The following is a 23,928-nucleotide window of genomic DNA, read 5'->3' as shown; positions in this document are numbered from 1 at the left end:
AGGCTTAAACGACCTGATTTTGCTTAAGCCAAGCTCTCTCAATTGAGTTCAAAATACCTTTCGTATCTAGACCACAATCTTGCAACATTTGATTATGTGAAGCCTGATGCAAGAATGAGTCTGGCAAACCTAAGTTAATGATAGGTTTAACAATTTGTTCTTGTGCCATAAACTCATTCACTGCACTACCTGCACCACCCATAATCGCATGTTCTTCAACTGTTACGAATAAATGAGTATGCTCAGCCAAGTCTCGAATGATTTGTTCATCAAGCGGTTTTACAAAGCGCATGTTTACCACACGCACACCAACATCATGTTTTTGTGCAAATTGCTCACCAGCTTCTATAGCAACCATGACACGGCTACCAAACGCTAGAATTGTAATTTGCTCATCATTGTTTGCATTAATTTCTGCAACAATTTCAGCTTTACCTAATTCAAGAACCGTCATTTCTTTTTGAATTTCGACACCAACACCAGCACCACGTGGATAACGTACAGCGGCTGGGCCATTGTAGACATAAGCAGTATGGAGCATTTGACGACATTCATTTTCGTCTTTTGGCGCCATGATCACCATATTCGGGACAGTACGCATATAAGCATAGTCATAAGCACCAGCATGAGTTGGGCCATCTTCACCCACTAAACCTGCACGGTCGATTCCGAAAGTTACATCAAGGTTTTGTAAAGCAACATCATGAATAAGCTGATCGTAGCCGCGCTGCAAGAATGTTGAATAAATTGCAACAACAGGTTTGAGCCCTTCGCAAGCCATACCAGCAGCAAGTGTTACAGCATGCTGCTCTGCAATGGCGACATCAAAGAAACGTTGTGGAAATTGCTTGGCAAATTTAACCATGCCTGAGCCTTCACACATCGCAGGTGTGATCGCAAGCAGACGTTCATCTTGAGCAGCTTCATCACACAACCACTCACCAAATACATCGGAATACTTTGGTGGTGTTTTGCCACCTGAGGTAGCATTTATTTTACCAATCGCATGGTAAGTGATCGGGTCTGCTTCAGCAGGAGCAAATCCTTTTCCTTTCTTGGTATAAACGTGTACTAACCGCGGTCCTTTACGTTTTTTGAGCGCGTTAAAAACTTGAGCTAATTGAGTAACATCATGCCCATCAAATGGACCAAAATAGTCAAAACCAATTGCTTTAAATAAATTATCTGCTGCATCGGTTGCTGATTGATGTAAGCGAGAGTTATAAGTCCATTTTGGGTGTGGCTGAATGTAAGCCTCACCATGTTCATCTACATTGACTAAATGACCCTTTTCCCAAATTGCAGCTAAATGCTTAGCGAAGCCACCCGTACTGCAAGAAATTGACATGTCATTGTCATTGAGTACAACAATCAAGTCAGCATCATGTGCAACAGCATCATTCATCGCTTCAAAAGCCATGCCCGCAGTCATTGCCCCATCACCCACAATACACACCACTTCACATGGGTCATTTTGATAGCGACGTGCAAGTGACATGCCCAAGCCAGCAGAAATAGCTGTTGATGAGTGCCCCACTCCGAAAGTATCAAAAACAGATTCTTCTCTGGCAGGGAAAGCTGCTAGACCATTTTTTGAACGGATAGTGGTAATTTGTTCACGACGTCCAGTCAGGATTTTATGTGGATACGCTTGATGTCCCACATCCCAAACTAAACGATCATTTGGTGTATTAAAGCAATAATGCAGCGCAACCGTCAGCTCAACCACGCCGAGGTTAGCACCGAAATGGCCACCACTCTGGCCTGCTGCATATAAAATATATTGACGCAACTCATCAGCCACTTGAACCAGTTGGCTATGCTCGAGCTGACGTAATTGTTGAGGATGATCAATTGCATCTAACAATGGCGTAACAGGGCGTTGAGTTGGAATTTCGGTATACAACATATGTGGCAAAGCCTTTATAAGCCTGGCAAATCCTAAGCTGGGTCAAAATGGGTCGATCATACAATCGAATGAAGTCACCTTCAATCAGCCACATTTGCGAACGAGATCATGCAAAGCAGTCTCTCATACATTATGGGTATGGTTGGCAGATTATCCTGAATAATCTGACTATTTATCAACTATTATCGTCTTCTTTATACAAAAAAGAAAACCTTAGTGTGCAAAATGATTATGACAATTCGACCAATCTCCCAGCATTACGCTATACTTTAAACCGTTTTCGGTTAAAAGATGAGTTAATCTGTGCCTATAGAGTTCATTGCAACATCAAAACTCCCGACCGCTTTTGGTGAATTCAATATTTCTGTGTTTCAAGATCCAGCAACAGGTGAAGAACATGTGGCACTTTCTAAAGGGTTAGAAAATCCGCCAACAGGCCCTGTTTTAGTCCGTGTACATTCTGAATGTTTAACAGGTGATGCTTTTGCGTCATTGAAATGTGATTGTGGCCCACAATTGCAAGCGACTCAAAAACTCATCAATGAAGCAGGACAAGGCGTAATTTTATATTTACGCCAAGAAGGTCGTGGAATTGGTTTAACCAATAAAATTCGTGCTTATGCCCTGCAAGATCAGGGACACGATACAGTAGATGCCAATTTACTATTGAATTTACCTGCCGATGCACGTCGTTACGATATGTGTAGCATTATGCTCGACCACTTAAAAGTAAAAGAAGTGAAGTTAATTACCAACAATCCTTTGAAAATTCAGGCACTCAAAGATCAAGGTATTAACGTTGTAGACCGTGTACCGTTAACCGTAGGTCGTAATCCTTTTAATGAACAATATTTAAAAACCAAACGTGAAAGAATGGATCACCTTTATCAAAAAGATGATTTTTGATTTCAAGTCTATAGTTTAAAAACAATGTTTAAGGGATTTTTTCAAGATTTAGAAAAAATCCCTTACTTTTTTTATGGTTTTATGTTTTGATGTATTTAATTTATATCAATCATCTTTGAGGGTCATTATGCAACATCCGACTTCCACAGATATTCAACGTGTCCGCGAATTTCTCCTCGATTTACAAGCCCGTATTTGCGCTGGTTTAGAACAACAAGAAAAAGCTGGCGGTGGTACGGCAGAATTTATTATTGATGATTGGGAACGCCCAGAAGGCGGCGGCGGTCGTTCACGTGTGCTGCAAAATGGTACAGTGATCGAAAAAGGAGGTGTGATGTTTTCTCACATCAACATTAGCAAACTTCCTGCTTCTGCAACAGAACGTCACCCTCAAATTGCAGGTGCTAAAGCTCAAGCACTCGGTGTTTCTTTAGTTATTCATCCTAAAAACCCAAATATTCCAACCTCTCACGCAAATGTCCGTTTATTCGTTGCAGAACGTGAAGGACAAGATCCAATTTGGTGGTTTGGTGGTGGTTTTGACTTAACGCCATTTTATCCAGATGACCAAGATGTTTTAAATTGGCATCAAGCTGCTTATGACCTATGTAAACCTTTTGGCGACAATGTTTACAACGAACACAAGCAATGGTGTGATGACTACTTTTATTTAAAGCATCGCGACGAACAGCGCGGTGTCGGTGGTTTATTTTTTGATGACTTAAATTGCTGGGATTTCGAAACTTGCTTTAAATATATTCAAGCTGTAGGCAACGGTTATTTAAATGCCATTTTGCCAATTTTCGAAAAACATCGTGAACAACCTTATACCGAAGCTCAACGAGAGTTCCAGCTTTATCGCCGCGGCAGATATGTTGAATATAACCTAGTGTATGACCGTGGTACGTTGTTTGGATTACAAACAGGTGGCCGTATTGAGTCTATTTTAGTGAGCTTGCCTAACTTAGCTGCATGGTCATATCGTCCTGAGTGGGATGAAGACTCACCAGAGAAACGTTTAACTGACTACTATTTAAAACCGCGTGATTGGTTAGGTCTAAAAGAAAAAGTCGCTTAATTTTTTTGTTTTGGGGATTCTTTGGCTTCCACCCTAAAGAATCTCCTTTTTTATTTTTCAACTTTTCTGAAACCCTCCTAATATTTTTTCTTGTGTCAATTTGACTTATAGTGAGGCCTACTGAATATTCAGTATAGGCTTTATCTGCTTTATGCCATTTTAAAATTTTGGATACAAGAATGACCAAACAGTTTGCAGTAATTGGCAACCCGATCGAACAATCACGCTCTCCTGAATTGCATCATGCTTTCGCTGAAAAAACAGGGGTTGATCTAAACTATCAAAAACGTCTTGCCCCTCTCGACGGTTTTGAATCGAGCATGCGCAGTTTCTTTGCAGAAGGCGGAAGTGGTATGAACGTTACCGTTCCGTTTAAAGAGCAAGCTTTTGCTTTATGTGATGTGTTAACCAAGCGCGCCCAAATTGCTAAAGCTGTAAATACGTTATGGATGGAAAATGGCAAATTGCATGGTGACAATACTGACGGTCAAGGCTTAGTTGCCGCAATTCAAGCATTAGAGTGGAATCTTGAGAATACAACTATTTTAATTTTAGGGGCTGGTGGTGCAACTCGTGGTGTTATTTATCCGCTTGTACAAGCTGGCGCTAAAAAGATTGTGATTGCAAATCGAACTCTGGCTCGTGCAGAGCAACTCGTAGATGACTTAAAAACAGCAGTTCCACAAGCTCAACTACAAGCAATTTCCCTAAATGACTTAGAGGGGAATTTTGATATTGTAGTTAATGCGACTTCTGCAAGCCTTTCAGGCGATGCTTTACAGTTACCTGAAAAATTACAATTCAAACATGCTTATGAGATGGCTTATGGCAAGCCATCTAGTTTCCTAGATCAAGCTAAACAACGTAATGTGCCTTATGCAGAAGGTTTTGGCATGTTAGTAGGCCAAGCGATTGAAGCTTTTTATATCTGGAATGGTGTAAAACCAGACTTAAAAGATTTCTTATAAACAAAAAAAGAACCTACTTAAAGTAGGTTCTTTTTTTATCTCATTTACTATTTTTTAACAGCGACCATTTGCTTATAAACATCTCGGAAAATTTCATAATCAATAAATTCATTATGTTCAGGTTTTAACTTCTGAATTGTTTTTTCCGTAAGCTGTTGTTTACGAGCTGCCACATAAACGTTCCCTAAAATATCAGCTGTTTCTGATAACAAATGTTTTTCTTCAGCAGAAACACCGTTTTGTTTTTCAAACTCTAACTGATACTGTTTTGAGAAAAGTTGGGCTGGTTGCTTATATTGCTTCTGTAGGTTCTGCCAAGCTTCACGCCCTGCTTTACCTTGCATGGTCTCTATTACAATATGATCTACAGCACGACCTAACTCATGGTCAAACTGCTCATCTTGCTCAAGATGATGCTTTTTCTGTAAAGCTGTAATGCGTTCTAAGGCTTTTCCTTGAGGATTATAGGTATCCTCTTCCGAGAACCAGTAAGCATAAACCTCAGCAATTTCTTGTAGCTGCTGAACAGAGTAATACTTAATATATGACGGTTTTTCAGCAGTCAATTTGGCAATAAATACTGCTTTATAAGTTTTGTCATAGGCATGCGTTGCGTCATAGGTTTTATCTGCAAGTACAGCCAGATTTGCATCTAGATCTTGTACGTCACTATGCGTGCCCACAGGATGCTCTAACACATCACCTTGACCGAGTTTATCACCAAAGCCTTTAATAAAGTTTTCTAGCATAGAACCTTTACTTGCTTCAGCTACAGATTTAGCTTGTTTAAGCTGCTGCTGATCAATTGAGGTTGCTTTGCCATAGTTTAAAATTTGCATATCAGCTTTAATATTGAAGCTATGTTTAAACTCGGCTGGCGTGTAAGCAACATCATAAGCCATGTTCACTGCACGGCCTTTGTCATCTAAAGCCACATCAATCGTGATTGGATTTCTTTGCTTCGGTAAAGCTTGCTCAATCTCAGCTTTATGTTTTAACCATAAAGCTTTGAAAGCCTCATCATTGATAAACTGGTTTTGGTTATAAGCTTCAAACGTTTGTTTTAAAGCGTCTCGGCGAGACTTAGTTTGAACTTTTTCAGCACTTGCAGCGCTCTGGTCTAGTACGTCAATGCCATAAACTTGGCAATAATTAATATCACCTAAAGCAACAGGTTTCTTCAGTGTTTTTAATTCAATACATTGATCTTCAGTGAGGGTTACAACATCTTCAGCTTGTGCATCTTGTACACCATCTGCAGCAGCTTCTTCACTGGCATCTTCGTCTTCAGAAGCCGATGCATCTGCAGCTTCTGGAGCTTGCGCCGCCGCACTTAAATTATCTTCACCTTCATCATCTGATGAAAGAGCACCATCAAAGTGTGCGTTGATTAAACTATATAGTTCCTGACTTACAGCAGCAGCATCATCGGAAGAAACTTTTTGTTCTTCATTATTAGCCGCTCCTTTTTTTGCTTCAGAAGCAGCAAGCTCAGTTGCTACCTTTTCTGCCATCTTTTCATTATCGAAGCCTAAAACACTTTTTTGAAGGTATTTATCATTGACCTGACCATACAGCTCAACTTCTAAAAGCAACTCTTCAATCGTAGTTTTCAAACGAATTTTATCAACAGCCCCAGCCTTACGATCAGTATCTGTCAGAGATACGCGTTGTAAGTTTTGCGGATCAGCCAAACGATATGACACTGCACTAGAAGCTTTAAGATATTCAACAAACTTCTTCATATCGACATTTTTAAAGAAGTCTTTGTACTTTGAAAAATCAATGTAAGTTAAATTGTTTTGATTTTCTTTATTGACTAAATACGGCATTAAACCGAAGTAATTTACATAAAACTTATAATTTTCTAAATCAAGCACCATTGGCAATTTTGCCTGAACCAATAGCGTTGGCTTTTCATATCTGGCAGTTAGGTTAAATGAACCCATTTTTTGACGATAATGAATTGAACCGTCATAGCTAAATTGAAGATCATTTAATAAATTAATTAATACGGCATTTACTTTGTCAGAACGTGCTGATGAGGTCAGTCCCAAATCACCTTGTTCATTTGCAATAGCCGCATAGAGGGTTTGTTTCTGTGCTTTACTTAAGCCAACCTTTTGCTCACGTAGGTACTGATCGACTTTCTTTTGTAATTCAGCATCAAGCTTAGGTGTATTTTCAGCTTTTGAATTTTGCTTTATTTGTGATGGATCAACCGTAATTTTAAAGTTTCCGCGATAATCATAACTTGGATATTCATACATCGCGTTAACGCTTTGAATAGCTTTTTGCTCTAAATTCGCAGATGCCAATTGCGGACGCACACTGTGTTGCGCACACGCCGTCAAGCCCAAACTAAATAAACATAAACTGAGATATTTTAAATGCATAACCTTTTTTAAAACCTTATCGCTTTATCTTTTCAGCAAAACTTGCTAAAAATAAAAAATTAGTTGTTTTTTCACATAAAAGTATAAGACCTGACTTTATCAGAAAATATAATTTACGGTGTATTTATTTTCGACAAAATTCGCTTTTCTGACATTCTTTTCGGGTGTGATTAACATTGTATTTTTATCATGCGAGTGAATAATCAAATCATCGATTGAGATAATCCCACAATGATTCAAAATTAGGATTAAAGCCATGCCAGCATATAAAGCTCCCCTACACGATATCCGCTTCTTAATGAATGAAGTACTAGATTATCCTGCTCACTATAAAACTTTATCAAATGGTGAAAGTGCAGATCCAGATACTGTAGATATGATTCTTGAAGGTGCGGCAGATTATTGTGAAAACGTACTGTCACCAATTAACCAATCTGGCGATGAAGAAGGTTGCCATTTTGACAACGGCGAAGTAAAAACGCCAAAAGGTTTTAAAGAAGCTTATGACCAGTTCGTAATGGGTGGCTGGCAAGGGCTTTCTTATCCTGAAGAATTTGGTGGTCAAGGCCTGCCAATGTCTCTAAACCTGATTAAATCAGAGATGATGGGTACTGCAAACTGGTCATTTACCATGTATCCAGGATTAAGCTCAGGTTGTATGAACACGATTTTGCAATTCGGTACAGATGAGCAAAAACAAACATATATGCCTAAACTTGTTGAAGGTACATGGAGCGGCACAATGTGCTTAACCGAACCTCAATGTGGTACAGACTTAGGCCAAGTAAAAACTAAAGCTGAACCTCAAGCAGATGGTACTTACAAACTCACGGGTACAAAAATCTTTATTTCTGCGGGTGAACACGATTTAACTGAAAACATTATTCACATCGTACTTGCTCGCCTTCCAGATGCGCCAGCAGGTACACGTGGTATTTCATTGTTTATCGTACCTAAATTCATGCCTACAGCAGATGGCGGTGTGGGTGAACGCAATACCGTAACTTGTGGTTCAATCGAACACAAAATGGGTATTCGTGCGTCTGCAACTGCTGTACTCAACTTTGACAATGCAACAGGTTATCTAATTGGTGAAGTAAACAAAGGTTTACATGCAATGTTTACCTTCATGAACACAGCGCGTATCGGTACTGCAGTTCAAGGTATTGCACATGCTGAGTTATCTTTCCAAGGTGCTCTTCCATATGCTAAAGACCGTATGTCTATGCGTGCGCTTTCTGGTAAGAAAGATCCAGATAAAGTTGCTGATGCAATCATTCACCATGCAGACGTACGCCGTATGCTTTTAACTCAAAAAGCAATCGCTGAAGGCGGTCGTGCAATGATTTACTACGCTGCGCAAATTGCTGACAAAATGACAGATGCGTTAACACGTGGTGATCAAGCTGCTTTTGAAGACTACGATGACAAACTGGGTTTCTATACACCGATCTTAAAAGGTTTCTTAACTGAACTTGGTTTAGAAGCAGCCAACCACGGTATGCAAGTTTACGGTGGTCATGGTTATATTAAAGAATGGGGTATGGAGCAAATCGCACGTGATGCACGTATTGCGACCCTATACGAAGGAACAACTGGTGTTCAAGCACTCGACTTAATTGGTCGTAAAGTATTGTTAAGTTCAAAAGGTAAAGTAGTACGTGAATACACTGCTGAAATCTTAAAATTCTGTGCTGCTCACGCCCGTAATAAATACTTACGTCGTTTTGCTTGGGACTTAACTAAGCTTTGTGCTCAGTGGAACACGTTAACAGTTCGTATCATGCTTGCTGCACGTAAAGACCGCGACATCGTGTCTTCTGCTTCTGTAGATTTCTTAATGTTCTCAGGCTATGTCATGATGGCTTACTTCTGGGCTCAACAAGCTGTGATTGCTTCTGAAAAATTAGAAGCTGGCAACGGTCAAGAAACCCCTGAATTCTATAAAGCAAAAATTAAAGTTGCTGATTTCTACTTCGACCGTTTATTGCCACGTGCACAAGGTCATGCAGAATCGATGGTAACTACATCTCGCACACTTACTTCATTACCAGTTGAACACTTTAGTTTCGACTACTAATGATTTGTAAATACTGAAATTAAAAGAGCGCAATTTATATTGCGCTCTTTTTTTATTATATTAAAATTAACTTTATTCTTTTTTAAGGATATAAGCTTTTGTAGGAACAAAATAATTTTGTTCTAGAAACTCACGATTCTTGCCATAATCACTATAAAAGAGTTTTTCTAAATTTACCGATAAAATTCTTTCTGAATCAATATTAAAATAGAAATTCACATCTGATGCTGGGCAATGAATAATTAAATTATGTTCTACATTATCTACTTTCCACGTTAAGTTAGGACACAATTGATTTACAACCGCACTTTTAGCACCATCTTTAGTACCTATACGTCCGTAATGAATTACATTCCAGTAGGCAGAACCATCGGCTAGTAAATTTAAAATATATTCAGCTTCCCCGTTCTCACAATCAGCAAAAGCATCTGTACAAGATATGCGAGTATGATAACGTCCAACATACTGTAACGATGAGGCCGACAATTTCTGTAAGTGACCTTGTGAATTATTTGGTAGAAAAGTCCGTCCAGCAGCAGCATCTAAAGTTGTTACTGCCGAATTATTTTTTATAGCGTCATTTTCATGCTTTGAAGCTGTCGTGGATACGCTGGAATGATCTTTCGATTCCGCATGGTTTACATCACAGGCAGTTAACCCTATACCTAGGATAATTATTAAACCTAAATGCTTTATTACAAAACCAGACTGCTTCAAAGATATATACATCATTTAAATACGACAGCAATGTTACAAGTTTATCTTTAATCCAAGAACTATTTACCTATATAAATAAGATTTAGCCCTGAAAAAGTGCATTTTAGTTGATGTTTCTTTCATTCCTTTAAATCGTTTACATATTTTAACCATTTTTAGTTTTATTAAGACTTTAACTTGGTAATTCGATCTCCATATCTTTATTAAACAAGTGAATAAATGATTCCTTGTAGTTTATATATTTGAGGAGAATTAGATGGCCAATTCTGGTTTATATCGCTCGAACCGACAAAGCATGATCGCCGGTGTAATGGGCGGTATTGCTGAACGTTTTGGTTGGAACGCAAATTTATTACGCATTATTTTCGTATTGGTTTCGGTAATGAGTGCGGCTTTCCCAGGGATTTTAGTTTATCTCGTTTTATGGTTAGTCATTCCTAAAAGACAGCCTGAACAAGTCCAAGGTTATCAACAGCCTGTTCGTACTGTACGAGAAGAACAAATACATTAAATAACTTAGTTTATTTTGGTCGCTACGGTTGCATCCCCTAATCAACCGTAGCTTTTTTTGTTCTAAAATTATAGCTTCCGATTTAACTGTTGCTGTAATGCAGCAATCATATCTGCACGGCTAATCATTCCTATAAGCTTACGGTCTTCAACAACAGGAATGTAGTTAAAAGACTTTTCAACAAAGTATGGTACTAAATCTTGAATAGGTTGAGTTGATAGTACAGTAACCACTCGACGACTCATGATCTGCTTTACATAATGCTGCCAAGAGTTTCTTGGATCGGCTGCACCTTTAAACCACTCGACGACTTCATAGAGCGCTAAAGTTCCTACCAAATGGTTGTCTGCATTGACCACAGGTAAGCTCATCAAGTTCACTTGTTTAAACTTATCGAGTGCTTGGTGAATATCGTCGTCTTCATGCAACTTAATCACATCATGACTCATAATATCCTGACAGATATATTGGTTCACCATGCGTTCATTGGCATGTTCTTGAGCTTCTAAAATGATTTTTTCTAAGTCGTACTGGCTTATATCTAATAGTTCAGTGTGATGCTCTAATGCATATTCGATATCTTTTGGCTGAATCGACACTTTCTGAGTTGGCGTTGGGTCCTTACTTCGCTCATTTAAATGTGCGGTAACAGGATAATGTCGCCCAATCAATCGATTAAAGAAAACAGCAAACCCAAGTAAAAGAAGCGAATTGAGTAAAACTGGATAAAAAATAAAATAAAAGCCTAATTTATGGATGGCTGCACCACCCAGTACAGCCGTAATTGCAACTGCTCCACTTGGTGGGTGTAACGAGTCGGTAGTCATCATTAAAAAGATGGCAAGCCCGACAGCCACACTAAAAGCCGTAGTTAAATCAGGAATCCACTGTGCACAAGCAACGCCAATAATGCCAGCTAAAGTATTGCCAACAATCACATTCCAAGGTTGAGCCAATGGACTGGTTGAGACTGCAAATAAAAGAACAGATGAGGCCCCCATAGGCGCGATGTACCAAGCATTAATTCCACCCAGAACATACCAGCTAATTAAGGAAGAAATTGCTAAACCACATAGTGCTCCAATGCCACAAAGCAATCGTTCTTTTAGTGGTAAAACCTTAAAATTTGGTTTTAAAATCTGTAACCATTCTCGCTGTATAACACTCACAGTACACCTTTGGGGATATGCCGTTATTTATAACGGGCAAAAGTATACGCCCAAAGCCGTATAAAATGCATTTAAATTATATCTTTTAATGTTCAGAGAATTTGTTGAAGTTATTCTTACTATTTTAAAACTTTAATATTCCATCAATTTTTCATTTAAGTAGCGCCAGTAACGTTTTGGCAAATACTGCACATGAAGTTTTATATTCTGGCGTTCTGTAATATTTACGCTCTTGAAATAATCTTTCCAAAGTTGATCATACAAAACTTCTTGCTCATCTAACTCAAGTTGAAAGCTTTGACTCATGCCATTTTTTAAATTACGGTCAACCTCAGAGGCTTCGAGTGAAACTTCATGTATTTCACTTAAATCATAATAAATACCAAACTTTCGTTGCTCGTCATAAATGAGCCAACGCTGATCTTGATAACGCCGTTTAAAATGCGGCTGAATAAGCGGTAAAACATTAAAATCAGGACGTACTAAACTTAAAAAAAGCTCATCTTTAGTTTTCTTAAAGCGAATAAAAGCCTCCATTCTATGCTTTTCTCGCCCGACTTTTTTCGTCCACTGTGCAATTGCTAGAACACTTGGGTGCGAGTAATCTTTTTCTACAGATGAATGACTACTAAACACATAAATACAGTAATTAAATAAGTGCTGATAGGCGTCTAAAGATTCAGATAAATAAGCAAAATAAAATTGTTTTAACGAAGAAGATGAAAGCTTTTTTTGTAACGCAGACCACACACGTTCGGCATGTTGCTCGTTATTTGCAACCTCAATTTTATCGGCAAATAAGCCATGCTGAGCTGCATCATTCAGACAGAGTTTGACCTGTAATTCTTTAAATTGAAATGCACGAAAAACACAGCTTAGTAGCCCAACTATTGAACCATCAAAATAGTAAGCAACTTCCTCATTAAACATGGCCTAAAACCCAAGGCTTAATTGTGGCGAGAGTTGCTGCACATATTTCGAAGAACCCTGCGTTAAAATCTGCTGTCGAATAAAACTTGAAGAAAGTTCTTTTTGGAATTTTGGACTGTCTTCACAGCGAATAAAGAATTTTGCACGCTGGTAGGCCACGCCTAATTTTTTAAGTAAATCGATATGGATTTTTCCAAAACGACGAGCCTGCACAATTTTCTTGGCCGATTTCACCCCAATGCCCGGTACACGCAGAATCATTTGATAATCTGCACGGTTTAAATCTACTGGAAACTGTTCAGGATGCCTTAAAGCCCAGCTTAATTTCGGGTCTACATCAAGGTCTAAGTTTGGGTGTTTTTCATTGACGATTTCATTGACTTCAAAACCGTAAAAACGCATCAACCAATCGCTTTGATAGAGTCGGTTTTCACGAAGCAACGGCGGTGCAGAACCCACTGCTGGCAAGTAATTATTTTCGGTATTAATTGGGATATAACCCGAAAAATAGACGCGCTTAAGTTTAAATTCTTTATAGTGCTTGTCTGCCATAAACAAGACATCTTGGTCTGATTCTTGATGGGCCCCCACTACCATTTGAGTGGTTTGCCCTGCTGGTACATATTTCGGTACATGCTTAATGATTTTTCGCTCATCTTTAACCTGAATAAGCCTGTCACGGACTAGTCCTAAATCTTTTTGTACTTCCTGATGTGATTTTTCTGGCGCAAAAGTTTTTAGTCCAACCTCGGTAGGCATCTCTAAATTAATACTCATACGGTCAGCATATAAACCTGCTTCATGAATCAGTTCAGGCGATGCTCCCGGAATGGTTTTTAGATGAATATAGCCATTAAAGTTTTCTTCAAGACGCAACTTTTTCACGACTTGAAGCATACGCTCCATCGTGTGATCTGCCGATTTAAAAATGCCAGAGCTCAAAAATAAGCCTTCAATATAATTACGGCGGTAAAAATTAATGGTTAAATCTACAACCTCTTGCACGGTAAATGCTGCACGCTGGACATCATTAGAACGACGTGAAATACAGTAGGCGCAGTCAAAAATACAAACATTACTAAATAGAATTTTTAAGAGAGATACACAGCGGCCATCTTCAGTATAGCTATGGCAAATACCCGAATGGCTAGCATCCCCTAGACCTTTATCTTTGTTTTTACGGTCACTGCCACTTGATGAACAAGACACATCATATTTAGCAGCATCAGCAAGAATTTGTAGTTTTTCCCGAATGCGGTCAGACATATCAAACGACTCATTTGTGGCATCGTTTAAAAAATATCATTTCGCATTCTTAAATTTAATCTAGTAAAGTACGCTCAGCGTCATGAGATGACGTTTAAAATGAACCAGCTTAATTAACGTATTCTTCAAGCTGCTTTACACGCTTTTCATACTCTTGCATTGGGCAATATGAATACATCGGTGAGCCAATGTATGAACCTGCATTATTACATTCCTGATCTACATAGGCTTTCCAAAGTCGCTGAGATTTTAAAATATCTTGGTAACGTTCTGGCTGTTTGTATTCTTCGCTTTGTGCACGAATTTGATCAATCAGAGCAACAATTTTTTCTTCATAAGTCTTTTTAGCTTGTTCAGAACAACTATACACGACCATATTATTAATACTTTCAAGCTTCATTTCTTTAATGGTCTGGTCTACACATTGATTGTATTCATCTTGCTCATCAGTTTCGGTTTGCGCGTAAAGCCATGGACTACAGAAAAGGCTGGATAAAACAATAAGTTTGCAGCAAAATTTCAACATAACTTCTTCTCAGTTCTATAATTTTTAATATGCTGCAATATAACAAAAAAACGATTATTCACGCACTTGCGCTTGCACCTATACCATTGCTAAGTTTATCTGCCTTAGGAGTAATGACATTAAATGCTGAGTTCAACCTTTATTCGATTGGAGTTATTTTTCTAGCCCACTTCTTATTTTATTTACTTTTTTATGGCCTTCTGGTTATTCCTTTCACATATGTCATTTCATATTTACTCGCCCGTAAAAATCGTTTAAATCTGATGAGTATTTTCATTGGCGCAACTGCGATCTGGATTTTGATAAGCCCTATTGCACGTTTGTTTTTTGTCGGGTCATTTCCATCTCCTTGGTGGGATATTTATAAGATTTACAGTTTTTATCTCATGATTTTATTTACTGGCTTTTGCTACTGGTTAAGCTTGAAGTGGCTAAGCCGAAAACAAATAGGCTAATCGCGCATTCCTTTGATTAAGCCTTTGCCACTCCCCTACAAAATCCTTATACTTAGGGGCAATTTTTCTCATAAATTCGTGGATGCTACATGAGTCGCGCCATCTCGCATATTGATACATTTCAGGGTTTAATTCTTGCCCTACAAAACTACTGGGCCGAACAAGGCTGCGTCGTATTACAACCTTACGACATGGAAATGGGCGCTGGAACATTCCACACCGCAACATTCTTACGTGCTTTAGGGCCTGAGACTTGGAACGCGGCATACGTTCAACCTTCACGTCGTCCAAAAGATGGCCGCTATGGTGAAAACCCGAACCGTTTGCAACACTACTACCAGTTCCAAGTGGTACTTAAGCCAAACCCAGACAACATCCAACAGCTTTATCTCGATTCTTTAAAAGCAATCGGAATTGATACGCTTACTCATGACATCCGCTTCGTAGAAGACAACTGGGAATCTCCAACTCTTGGTGCTTGGGGCTTAGGTTGGGAAGTTTGGCTTAACGGTATGGAAGTGACTCAGTTCACTTACTTCCAACAAGTGGGTGGCGTTGAATGTTACCCAGTAACAGGCGAAATCACTTATGGTTTAGAACGTCTAGCGATGTACCTTCAAGGTGTTGACTCGGTTTATGACCTTGTTTGGACGAAAGGCCAATTTGGTACAGTAACTTACGGCGACGTATTCCATCAAAATGAAGTTGAGCAATCGACTTATAACTTTGAATACGCTCCAGTTGAAAAACTATTTGAACTGTTTGATTTTTACGAATCAGAAGCAAACCGTTTAATTGAAGCAAAACTTTCTCTTCCTGCTTATGAGCAAGTGGTTAAAGCGTCTCATACCTTTAACTTGCTTGATGCACGTGGCGCAATTTCTGTAACTGAGCGTCAACGTTACATTTTACGTGTACGTACTTTAGCGCGTGCTATTGCACAAAGTTATGTACAAGCACGTGCAGAGCTTGGCTTCCCAATGGCAGCACCACACTTACGTGATGAAGTATTGGCACAGCTAAAAGCACAAGCTGAAAGTGAAGCAGCAAAGGCGGAGAAAAACTAATGAGCAAACATACTGTTTTATTCGAACTTGGCTGTGAAGAGCTTCCACCAAAAAGCTTAAAAACTTTACGTGATGCTTTACAGGCAGAAACGGTAAAAGGTTTAAAAGATGCGGGCTTAAACTTCGCATCAATTGAAGCTTATGCTGCTCCACGTCGTTTAGCACTTAAAATTTTTGATATCGATGCTGCTCAAGCAGACACACAAAAGCGTTTTGATGGCCCTGCTGTTCAAGCAGCTTATGATGCAGAAGGCAAACCGACTAAAGCGCTCGAAGGCTTTATGCGTGGTCAAGGTATTACAGTTGATCAGCTTTCTACTTTCCAAGCAGGTAAAGTTGAAAAAGTTTGTTATTTAAAAGATGTGAAAGGTCAAAGTCTTGATGCTTTACTTCCACAGATTTTACAAACTGCATTAGACAATTTACCAATTGCTAAGCGTATGCGTTCTGCGGCAAGCCGTACCGAATTTGTACGTCCAGTGAAATGGGTTCTTTTACTCAAAGATGACCAAATTGTTGACGCGACTATTCAAGATCATAAAGCTGGCAATATGACTTATGGTCACCGCTTCCATGCACCTGAAGCAGTGACTTTAGCGCATGCAAATGACTATTTAGCTGCTTTAGAAAAAGCTTACGTTGTTGCGAACTTTGAAAAACGTCAAGCAACCATTCAAGAACAAGTGAAAAAGTTAGCTGATGAAGTGAACGCAACTGCGATTGTTCCAGCCGACTTACTTGACGAAGTAACAAGCCTCGTTGAATGGCCTGTAGCTTTACGTGCAACTTTTGAAGAACGCTACTTAGCTGTTCCTCAAGAAGCTCTTATTACGACAATGCAAGACAACCAGAAGTATTTCTGTTTGATCAATGCGGAAGGCAAATTACAGCCTTACTTCATTACTGTTTCAAATATTGAGTCTAAAGATCCGACTCAAATTATTGAAGGTAACGAGAAAGTTGTTCGTCCTCGTTTGTCTGATGCTGAATTCTTCTTCTTACAAGATCAAAAGCAACCGCTTGCATCTCGTAAAGAAAAATTAGCAAATATGGTATTCCAAGCACAGCTTGGTACGCTTTGGGACAAATCAACACGTATTGCAAAACTTGCTGTTGCATTATCTTCAATCACTGGTGCAAACACAGCCGATGCTGAAAAAGCTGCATTACTTGCTAAATGCGACTTAACCTCTGAGCTTGTTGGTGAATTCCCAGAACTTCAAGGTATTGCGGGTACTTACTACGCACGTATTGAAGGCGAAAACACTGAAGTTTCAGAAGCTTTAGGTGAGCAATATTTACCAAAATTTGCGGGTGATGTTTTACCTAAAACTAAAACAGGTACAACGATTGCTCTTGCTGACCGTTTAGATACGCTTGTTGGTATTTTCGGTATTGGACAAGCGCCTACAGGTTCTAAAGACCCGTTTGCACTTCGTCGTTCAGCAATTGGTATTTTACGTTTAATCATTGAAAATGAATTAGATGTAACAATTGAAGAGTTAGTAAATCTTGCAGTTCAAGGCTATGGCGATATCGTTAAAGACCATGACAAGACTCGCGCTGATGCTGTTGCATTCTTGGAAGGCCGTTACCGTGCCAAGTACGAAGACCAAGGTGTTGCTGTTGACGTACTTCAAGCTGTTCAAGCACTTGCACCGAAGTCTCCACTTGATTTTGACAAGCGCGTAAATGCTGTTAACCACTTCCGTACGTTACCTGAAGCTGCGGCACTCGCTGCTGCAAACAAACGTGTTGCTAATATTCTTGCAAAAGAAGCGACACCAGAAGGTTCTGTAGTCGAAGCAAACTTGGTTGAAGATGCTGAAAAAGCATTATTTGCTGAGCTTCAAGCAGTTACCCCTGCTGTTGAACCATTACTTGCAGCAAAAGACTACACTGCTGCCCTTTCTAAGCTTGCAGCACTTCGCGCGCCGATTGATGCATTCTTTGATGGTGTAATGGTAATGGCAGATGATGCTGACCTGAAAGCAAACCGTTTACGTTTACTGGCTCAGCTACGTAACTTGTTTACTGCTGTAGCTGATGTGAGTGTGTTGCAGGGCTAAGATTATATAGAAATTAATTTTTGTATAATTAAGCTTTATTTAAAACCATGTTTCCGAACTAAACCGGAAGCATGGTTTTTTAATAGTTTTACCTTCTAATTTTATTCAAAATAATAAATTGATTAATTTATAAACACTCAATAAATAACAATTATTTACTTTTATTTCAGTTAATCCATAATTCAGCCAGCTTTAACAAATAATTACCTAACTTAATAAAGAATGATTGCAATGAAAAACTTAAACTTATTACTCATATCAACATTACTATTTACTGGATGTGCAACGACTAAATCGATTCAATATCCCGCTACAGGTAAACAAACCTCTCTTTCTGTTTCTTCAGAACAATTATCTTCAATGACTGAATCAGGTGCAGGTGATTACTTTGTAAAAGACAGCCAAATATTAGTTGGCGACTCTAGTAATGCTTCAGCCAGCCCAGTTTCTGGAATGTTTGGTCTTATCGGAGTAGGAGTCGCAATGGCAATTGATAAAAATGCAAATAGTTCAGCCATTGAAAAAAGCTCTCTCAATCAACCTATTAAATTTGACCAGCTAATACATCAAAAAATTAACGATTCTTTCGCGCAAAATAAAGCTGATCCAACAATCAAATTACTCAATTTAAATCAGGCATCTGAAGTTAAGATTGTGCCTTATTCACGTCTTTCTTTCCGTGAAAAGCCAATTGTAAAAGTAAATTTTGGTTTAAAGACCCAATTTAAAAATGCAGCCGACAATAATGCAGATACAAAACGCTTATATCACTATGTAAGTAAGGATCGTATTTCTTTATCTGAATGGGAAGCTAATAATAATTTATTATTTATGAAAAAAGCAGATCAAGCATTTAACGCTCTTAGCCAAGTATTCACTTTAGATTTACAACATCAATTAAATTTAAAAGCATTTGATGAAAACAAGCAAAAAAGCTGTAAAACTAATGCAGATACATCCTTAGTTTCTTTTATTCAAACTCCCGATAATTTATGTGTTGGCGTAGTTAAAACAAGCAAAGGCGATGTATTCGAAAATAGTATTTATATCGTTGAACAATAATAAAAATTACTAATTAATATTAAATAGAATAGAGAACTACTTAAGTTTAAGTAGTTCTCTAATGTTTTCAAACCAACTCTTTAATTTCTTCTAAACTTTTCGATGGCTCAAACCACATAAAATCATAATCAGCTACATCATGAATATAAAACGGATCATTTTTCATGATTTCTTCGGCTTCTTGAATCGAAGAACTTAAAACTAAAATCACCCCACCTACTCTATTTTCGCGACGTCCCGACACCAGAAACTTCTTTTGCTCATAATAATGATCTAAAAAAGCAATATGCTCTTTGAGTACAGCATCAACTTCGGTTAATGGTTTTTTATAGGTCAAGGTAACAACAATCATCTCATTCTCTTAAAGTAAGCAGCACATGACATAATATCAATCTACAGATCGTTTAATAATCTATAGCTTATTCGATAGTACGTCTATTCCCCCAATTCATCCACACCATACTCCCCACAATAATTACTCCACCTAGCAGTACAATCATTGATGGTTTTTCATTTAAGAAAAGAACCGCCAAACTCATGGCGACAATCGGCGAGCAATATAGAAAGTTCGATGCAATCGTTAACGGCATATTTTTAAGTACATATCCCCACAGCACATAAGCCATTGCACTTGGGAAAATACCTAATAGGACAACTGACATATTGGCCTGCCAAGTGGCATGTAAAATCTCATCAGGCAAATGAGCACTATAAAAAAGTAAAGGAATGGTTCCGAACCAGATGATGTAGCACATCATGCTCAAGGCATCGTAATTTAAAGCAAATTTCTTATATAAATTAAAGTAGAGCCCCCATGCAATTGCAGCTAAAACAATCAATAAACTATAAGGACTAGGTACACCAAAACCATGGTCACCACTGACCACCAACACGGCGCCGCAAAGCCCCAATAAAATACATAACCATTGTTTGAAACGAATTTTTTCTTTAAAAAGCAAAGTTGAGATAATGAAGGTAAATAGCGGAATGGATTGACTCAAAATACTAGAGGCGACCGCAGTTACATATTGCTGCCCTGTATTTATAAGCAAATGATGCAGAGTTACAGAGAAAAAACCTAATACAGCAAGTGCAGGGACATCTTTCCACTTTAAAGGTTGAATGCCTTTTTTCATGACCCAAAGTAGTAAAAAAAACGATGCAATCAAAAAGCGGAGCAAGGCAATGTGCTGCGGTGTATATGAATGCAAAGCACTATGTACGCCAATAGGTGAATAGCTCCAACAAAAGACGGTCACAGCAATACAAAAATAGAGCTTAAATGCGGGAGGCTGGGTTTCGGCAGCAAGAGAAATTGCCATGTTAAATCTGCACTAATGAAATGGAACACTTTCATCATATGCGCATGGATAATTGAATAAAATTAACTTATATTGAGTCAAATATTCATTAAAAGTGAATGATAAAATATGGATATCGTTCAGTTAAAAATGTTTCAGACCGTGGTTGAATGCGGAACAATGGCTAAGGCATCAATGCAATTACATTGCGTACCATCCAATATCACAACGCGCATTAAACAACTCGAAGAAGAACTCAGTGCACCGCTGTTTTATCGGGAAGGAAAAAGTTTAAAACTCACTCCCTCTGGAGAAATCTTTCTTAATTATTGCCATAAAATTTTAGCGCTATGCGATGAAGCGAAACGAAGTATTCACCCTGATGCACCGCCCTCTGGTCCATTAAAAATTGGGGCTATTGAATCTTCTGCCACAACTCGTCTGCCTAGTTTACTTGCGAAATATCATCAGCGCTATCCAGAGGTTTCCATTCAAATTATTACTGGCACATGGAAACAGCTATTAGTTGATATTTCTCAGCATAAACTCGATGGTGCAATTGTCGCGGGTAATATTGAATTTCCAATGTTAAATAAGCTCGGTATTTATCAAGAAGAAATTATTTTAATTGCCCCAGAATCTTTCGGTGAAATCCACTGCCAAGAAGATTTGATTGGTAAGGAAATTTTTATGTGGACGGAGGGCTGCCCTTACAGAGCTGCTCTTGAAGAATGGCTTAAGCTTAAAAATATTTCGCTTCCAATTACGAGCATTACCAGTTATGCCACGATTATTGGTTGCGTGAGTGCAGGCTCTGGCGTGTCTTTAGTGCCGAAGAGTCTTTTTGAGCAATATAAAAATTTAACCAATATTCGAGGCTATAAATTTGAACATCTTGCCTTTATGCAAAACCAGTTTTTCTGGCACAAAAATGTAAGCAATCACAAAGCAAGAGATATGTTTTTAGAATTGATTAAATCTGAATTTATCGTTTAGATTTTTGCCTAAAACAAACTATCCATGCAAAATTCTATGCTTTATATAAAATCGTCATGCATAAAAAGCATAACTAAATTTCAGAAATTTAAATTTTATATTTATAAAACAAATACTTTAAATTAAATTAATTTTTAATTTAGAAATAAAACCTGCATAAGCCATCTGCTTTTTGCAATGATCATAATAAAAATACGCTCATTCTAAACCTATAGAATTTTTTGAGTCGTTCAACATGAATAAAGCAATTGGAATTTTAGGTGGCATGGGACCACAAGCTACGATTGATGCTATGAATAAAATTATTAAAAATACACCAGCACATTGTGATCAAGAACATATTCCTGTCGTTACAGTTTCTATCCCAGATATTCCTGACAGAACTCAATCCATTATAAATCATGATGATAAACCACTCGAAAAAATGGCTGAATATCTTAAAATCTTAGAAGCAGCACAAGTCGGTTGTATCATTATTCCTTGTAATACTGCTCATTTCTGGTTTAACCAACTGCAAAAGCGCACCCAAACTAAAATGATCAGTATCGTTGAGTCTGCGGTTCATTTTATTCAAGATAGTCAAATTGATGAGGTGTGTATTCTTGCCACATCTGCCACAATAAACACCGAGCTTTATCAAAGCCAGTTTATTGAAAATAGTATTGGTTTCTCTACTCCTTCTGCTGAAATGCAAAATAAAGTAATGCAAAGTATTTACCAATACAAAGCAGGAAATATTCAAAAAGCTAGAGAAATGATGAATGAAGTTATTAATTTTTACAATAAAAAGAGAAATATAAAATTCCTGTTGGCTTGTACAGAAATACCTCTCATTTTAGAAGAAAGTATTGAGGCTTATCCTGAACTATTCATCGACACAACCGACGTACTCATTAAAAATGCGATTGCGTGCTATCAAAACTCCCCCATAGCAAAAGTTGCATAGCTAAATGAAAGATAATGTAACTTATGCATAAAATGGTTTAGGCAATTGTCCAATCAATTGCCTTCATAAAGTTCCATAAACTTTCAGAAGCTGTATTGAGCCTCGCACTACTACGATATAAGTAAATATCTACAGATAAGACTGAATCTTTCAAAGGCACAATCAAAAGTTGATTTTTTTCAAGCTCCTCCTCAATACTGTAATCGGGTAACCACCCTACTCCATACCCACCTTTGATCATGTCCTTAAGTAATAAACTCATTGAAGACACAAAGTTTGTCTCAAATTTATCTGAATGATGCTCTTGTAGAAACTTATTTACTTTTTTACCCATGTAACTATCGTCGGTGTAATTCATGAGCGGAACTGAAGCATCTTCGAGTGAATATTTGGGACGACCTAAATGATTAGGTGCAGTGACTAAATAAAGCTTTGCTGAAAATAGTTTATGGCACAAGAACTGTGGATTCATAAGATCATCATCATAAAAAGATGCGATAAAGTCACATTGACCATTTTTAAGAGAATCTACGGTTTCATTTACGTTAATGGCTTCAACATGAAAAATCTTTTCTTGGTAGTTTTTTAAATTTCCTAAAATTTTAGGAAAAATATAACCTGCCAAAGAATGCGCAGACGCAATAGTGACTTTACTTCTAACATGATTGTCACCTTTAATTCGATCTATATTGAACTCAAAATCATCTAGCAAATTTCTGGCGTGCAGAACAAAAAGCTTACCCTTTTCTGTGAGCTGTAACGGCGAAGTTTCTCGGTCAAAAACCTCAAATCCCAAACTATTTTCTAGAGCCTGAATACGGCGGCTCAGAGAAGACTGTGAAATATTTCTAATATCAGAAGCGATTGTAAAATTTCGGTATTTTTCTAGAATGATCAGATCATATAACCATTTTAATTCTATATTTTGTATCACCTGAAGCTCCAGATCATTCTAGGAATTTAGATAAGCTATTTAAGTATATTTGAAATGATGATTTATCGTAATCAAATCGTATGGGTTTTATCTCATTGCTGCACAAGGTTTATTTTTAACAGTAAGATCAGCACTTGATATTTTGACAGTCATTGGGGAGTTTGAACCAAATGAAAACCTTAAAAGTTTTATGTATTGCAAGCTCTATATTGGCTTCATCGACGCTTTTTGCTGAAACAACACAGCCTCAACCTACAAATGAGACAACGTCTAAAGCTCAACCTTATGGTGATAATCCAAGTTTAGGTCGTGTGTTGTTATATAAAACAGGAAAAGGCATACAAAACCTAGGGAACTCTATTCAAGGTGCTTCTGAAAATACCTCAAATAAAATTAGTGAAAAATGGCAAAGCACTAAAGAATTTACAGCTGAGAAATCAGAAGTTGCCCAGCAAAAAGTAGATACTGCAAAAGCATATACTGAAGAGAAAATAGAACAAGCTAAACAAAATATCACCAGTAGCCGAAATGGTGAAAATATTCCGATCGAACAAGGTGAGTTAAGTAAGTCTAGTACGACGACTAATTAAAATTGAGCCAGAATAGCGCGATTACTTCGCGCTCATAGAAATGTATACGTTT

22 protein-coding genes are annotated in these 23,928 nt (G+C 38.0%); 12 read left to right on the top strand and 10 right to left on the bottom strand.

The features are described 5' to 3' along the window. Positions 1 to 4 precede the first annotated feature (4 nt). A complete protein-coding gene (dxs, locus tag NE363_RS01965; RefSeq protein ID WP_445535738.1) occupies positions 5 to 1,909 on the bottom strand; it encodes a 1-deoxy-D-xylulose-5-phosphate synthase in 1,905 nt (634 codons plus the stop codon). A 303-nt stretch (positions 1,910 to 2,212) separates the two neighbouring features. On the opposite strand from dxs, the gene ribA reads away from it, so the two are divergent. The 3 genes from ribA to aroE all read left to right on the top strand — a co-directional run bounded on the left by ribA (position 2,213) and on the right by aroE (position 4,861). Then, positions 2,213 to 2,815, top strand: a complete 603-nt coding sequence (gene ribA, locus NE363_RS01960; protein WP_001121170.1) for a GTP cyclohydrolase II — start codon at positions 2,213 to 2,215, stop codon at positions 2,813 to 2,815. A 127-nt stretch (positions 2,816 to 2,942) separates the two neighbouring features. Then, on the top strand, positions 2,943 to 3,893 hold the full coding sequence (hemF, locus tag NE363_RS01955) for an oxygen-dependent coproporphyrinogen oxidase (protein WP_019457803.1): 951 nt from the start codon (positions 2,943 to 2,945) through the stop codon (positions 3,891 to 3,893). Between the two features lie 179 nt (positions 3,894 to 4,072). Continuing rightward, entirely contained in the window at positions 4,073 to 4,861 is a 789-nt protein-coding gene (gene aroE / locus NE363_RS01950; RefSeq protein WP_019457804.1) for a shikimate dehydrogenase, read from the top strand. A 47-nt stretch (positions 4,862 to 4,908) separates the two neighbouring features. Here the strand turns inward: aroE and NE363_RS01945 are convergent, their stop codons facing one another. Then, positions 4,909 to 7,257, bottom strand: coding sequence for a hypothetical protein (locus NE363_RS01945; protein WP_445535737.1), 2,349 nt, complete (start codon positions 7,255 to 7,257; stop codon positions 4,909 to 4,911). A gap of 256 nt (positions 7,258 to 7,513) precedes the next feature. Between NE363_RS01945 and NE363_RS01940 the strand changes: the two genes are divergently transcribed. Beyond that, complete coding sequence (locus NE363_RS01940; protein ID WP_240061699.1) at positions 7,514 to 9,337, top strand: acyl-CoA dehydrogenase C-terminal domain-containing protein; 1,824 nt, start codon at positions 7,514 to 7,516, stop codon at positions 9,335 to 9,337. A gap of 72 nt (positions 9,338 to 9,409) precedes the next feature. On the opposite strand, the gene NE363_RS01935 is transcribed toward NE363_RS01940, so the two are convergent. Next, entirely contained in the window at positions 9,410 to 10,069 is a 660-nt protein-coding gene (locus tag NE363_RS01935; protein WP_086496185.1) for a hypothetical protein, read from the bottom strand. Between the two features lie 241 nt (positions 10,070 to 10,310). On the opposite strand from NE363_RS01935, the gene NE363_RS01930 reads away from it, so the two are divergent. Beyond that, entirely contained in the window at positions 10,311 to 10,565 is a 255-nt protein-coding gene (locus NE363_RS01930) for a PspC domain-containing protein (protein WP_004705323.1), read from the top strand. Between the two features lie 68 nt (positions 10,566 to 10,633). Here the strand turns inward: NE363_RS01930 and NE363_RS01925 are convergent, their stop codons facing one another. The 4 genes from NE363_RS01925 to NE363_RS01910 form a co-directional block, all read right to left on the bottom strand. After that, positions 10,634 to 11,734 carry an HPP family protein gene (locus tag NE363_RS01925; RefSeq protein WP_445535736.1) on the bottom strand — a complete coding sequence of 367 codons (1,101 nt, stop codon included), beginning with the start codon at positions 11,732 to 11,734 and terminating at the stop codon, positions 10,634 to 10,636. A 132-nt stretch (positions 11,735 to 11,866) separates the two neighbouring features. Beyond that, on the bottom strand, positions 11,867 to 12,664 hold the full coding sequence (locus NE363_RS01920) for a TIGR03915 family putative DNA repair protein (RefSeq protein WP_445535735.1): 798 nt from the start codon (positions 12,662 to 12,664) through the stop codon (positions 11,867 to 11,869). 3 nt (positions 12,665 to 12,667) lie between these two features. After that, positions 12,668 to 13,930: a putative DNA modification/repair radical SAM protein gene (locus NE363_RS01915; protein ID WP_445535734.1), complete on the bottom strand. Its 1,263-nt coding sequence runs from the start codon at positions 13,928 to 13,930 to the stop codon at positions 12,668 to 12,670. 109 nt (positions 13,931 to 14,039) lie between these two features. Further along, entirely contained in the window at positions 14,040 to 14,456 is a 417-nt protein-coding gene (locus NE363_RS01910) for a lysozyme inhibitor LprI family protein (RefSeq protein WP_004711766.1), read from the bottom strand. Between the two features lie 29 nt (positions 14,457 to 14,485). Here NE363_RS01910 and NE363_RS01905 point away from each other — a divergent pair, with 29 nt between their 5' ends. The 4 genes from NE363_RS01905 to NE363_RS01890 all read left to right on the top strand — a co-directional run bounded on the left by NE363_RS01905 (position 14,486) and on the right by NE363_RS01890 (position 19,109). Next, positions 14,486 to 14,911: a hypothetical protein gene (locus tag NE363_RS01905; RefSeq protein WP_445535733.1), complete on the top strand. Its 426-nt coding sequence runs from the start codon at positions 14,486 to 14,488 to the stop codon at positions 14,909 to 14,911. A gap of 89 nt (positions 14,912 to 15,000) precedes the next feature. After that, entirely contained in the window at positions 15,001 to 15,978 is a 978-nt protein-coding gene (gene glyQ, locus NE363_RS01900) for a glycine--tRNA ligase subunit alpha (protein WP_445535732.1), read from the top strand. Further along, complete coding sequence (glyS, locus tag NE363_RS01895) at positions 15,978 to 18,047, top strand: glycine--tRNA ligase subunit beta (protein ID WP_445535731.1); 2,070 nt, start codon at positions 15,978 to 15,980, stop codon at positions 18,045 to 18,047. The genes glyQ and glyS overlap by 1 nt, the downstream gene beginning before the upstream one ends. A 231-nt stretch (positions 18,048 to 18,278) precedes the next feature. Beyond that, positions 18,279 to 19,109, top strand: coding sequence for a hypothetical protein (locus tag NE363_RS01890; RefSeq protein ID WP_019457816.1), 831 nt, complete (start codon positions 18,279 to 18,281; stop codon positions 19,107 to 19,109). 67 nt (positions 19,110 to 19,176) lie between these two features. On the opposite strand, the gene NE363_RS01885 is transcribed toward NE363_RS01890, so the two are convergent. Beyond that, positions 19,177 to 19,461 carry a YciI family protein gene (locus NE363_RS01885; protein ID WP_445535730.1) on the bottom strand — a complete coding sequence of 95 codons (285 nt, stop codon included), beginning with the start codon at positions 19,459 to 19,461 and terminating at the stop codon, positions 19,177 to 19,179. 67 nt (positions 19,462 to 19,528) lie between these two features. Then, complete coding sequence (locus tag NE363_RS01880; protein WP_445535729.1) at positions 19,529 to 20,431, bottom strand: DMT family transporter; 903 nt, start codon at positions 20,429 to 20,431, stop codon at positions 19,529 to 19,531. 108 nt (positions 20,432 to 20,539) lie between these two features. Between NE363_RS01880 and NE363_RS01875 the strand changes: the two genes are divergently transcribed. Together NE363_RS01875 and NE363_RS01870 are read left to right on the top strand one after the other, a co-directional pair. Further along, positions 20,540 to 21,406 carry a LysR family transcriptional regulator gene (locus tag NE363_RS01875; protein ID WP_445535728.1) on the top strand — a complete coding sequence of 289 codons (867 nt, stop codon included), beginning with the start codon at positions 20,540 to 20,542 and terminating at the stop codon, positions 21,404 to 21,406. Between the two features lie 235 nt (positions 21,407 to 21,641). Beyond that, the gene (locus NE363_RS01870; protein WP_445535727.1) at positions 21,642 to 22,352 is read left to right on the top strand and encodes an aspartate/glutamate racemase family protein; all 711 of its coding nucleotides are present in this window, start codon (positions 21,642 to 21,644) and stop codon (positions 22,350 to 22,352) included. Positions 22,353 to 22,389: 37 nt separating this feature from the next. On the opposite strand, the gene NE363_RS01865 is transcribed toward NE363_RS01870, so the two are convergent. Beyond that, positions 22,390 to 23,286 (bottom strand): LysR substrate-binding domain-containing protein, encoded by an 897-nt coding sequence (locus NE363_RS01865; RefSeq protein ID WP_100193347.1) that lies wholly within the window; start codon positions 23,284 to 23,286, stop codon positions 22,390 to 22,392. A gap of 170 nt (positions 23,287 to 23,456) precedes the next feature. Between NE363_RS01865 and NE363_RS01860 the strand changes: the two genes are divergently transcribed. Then, complete coding sequence (locus NE363_RS01860) at positions 23,457 to 23,876, top strand: hypothetical protein (RefSeq protein ID WP_004705301.1); 420 nt, start codon at positions 23,457 to 23,459, stop codon at positions 23,874 to 23,876. Positions 23,877 to 23,928: the final 52 nt, after the last annotated feature.

The organism is Acinetobacter sp. G18 (assembly GCF_052660225.1).
This window is presented reverse-complemented; position numbering and strand designations above follow the sequence as displayed.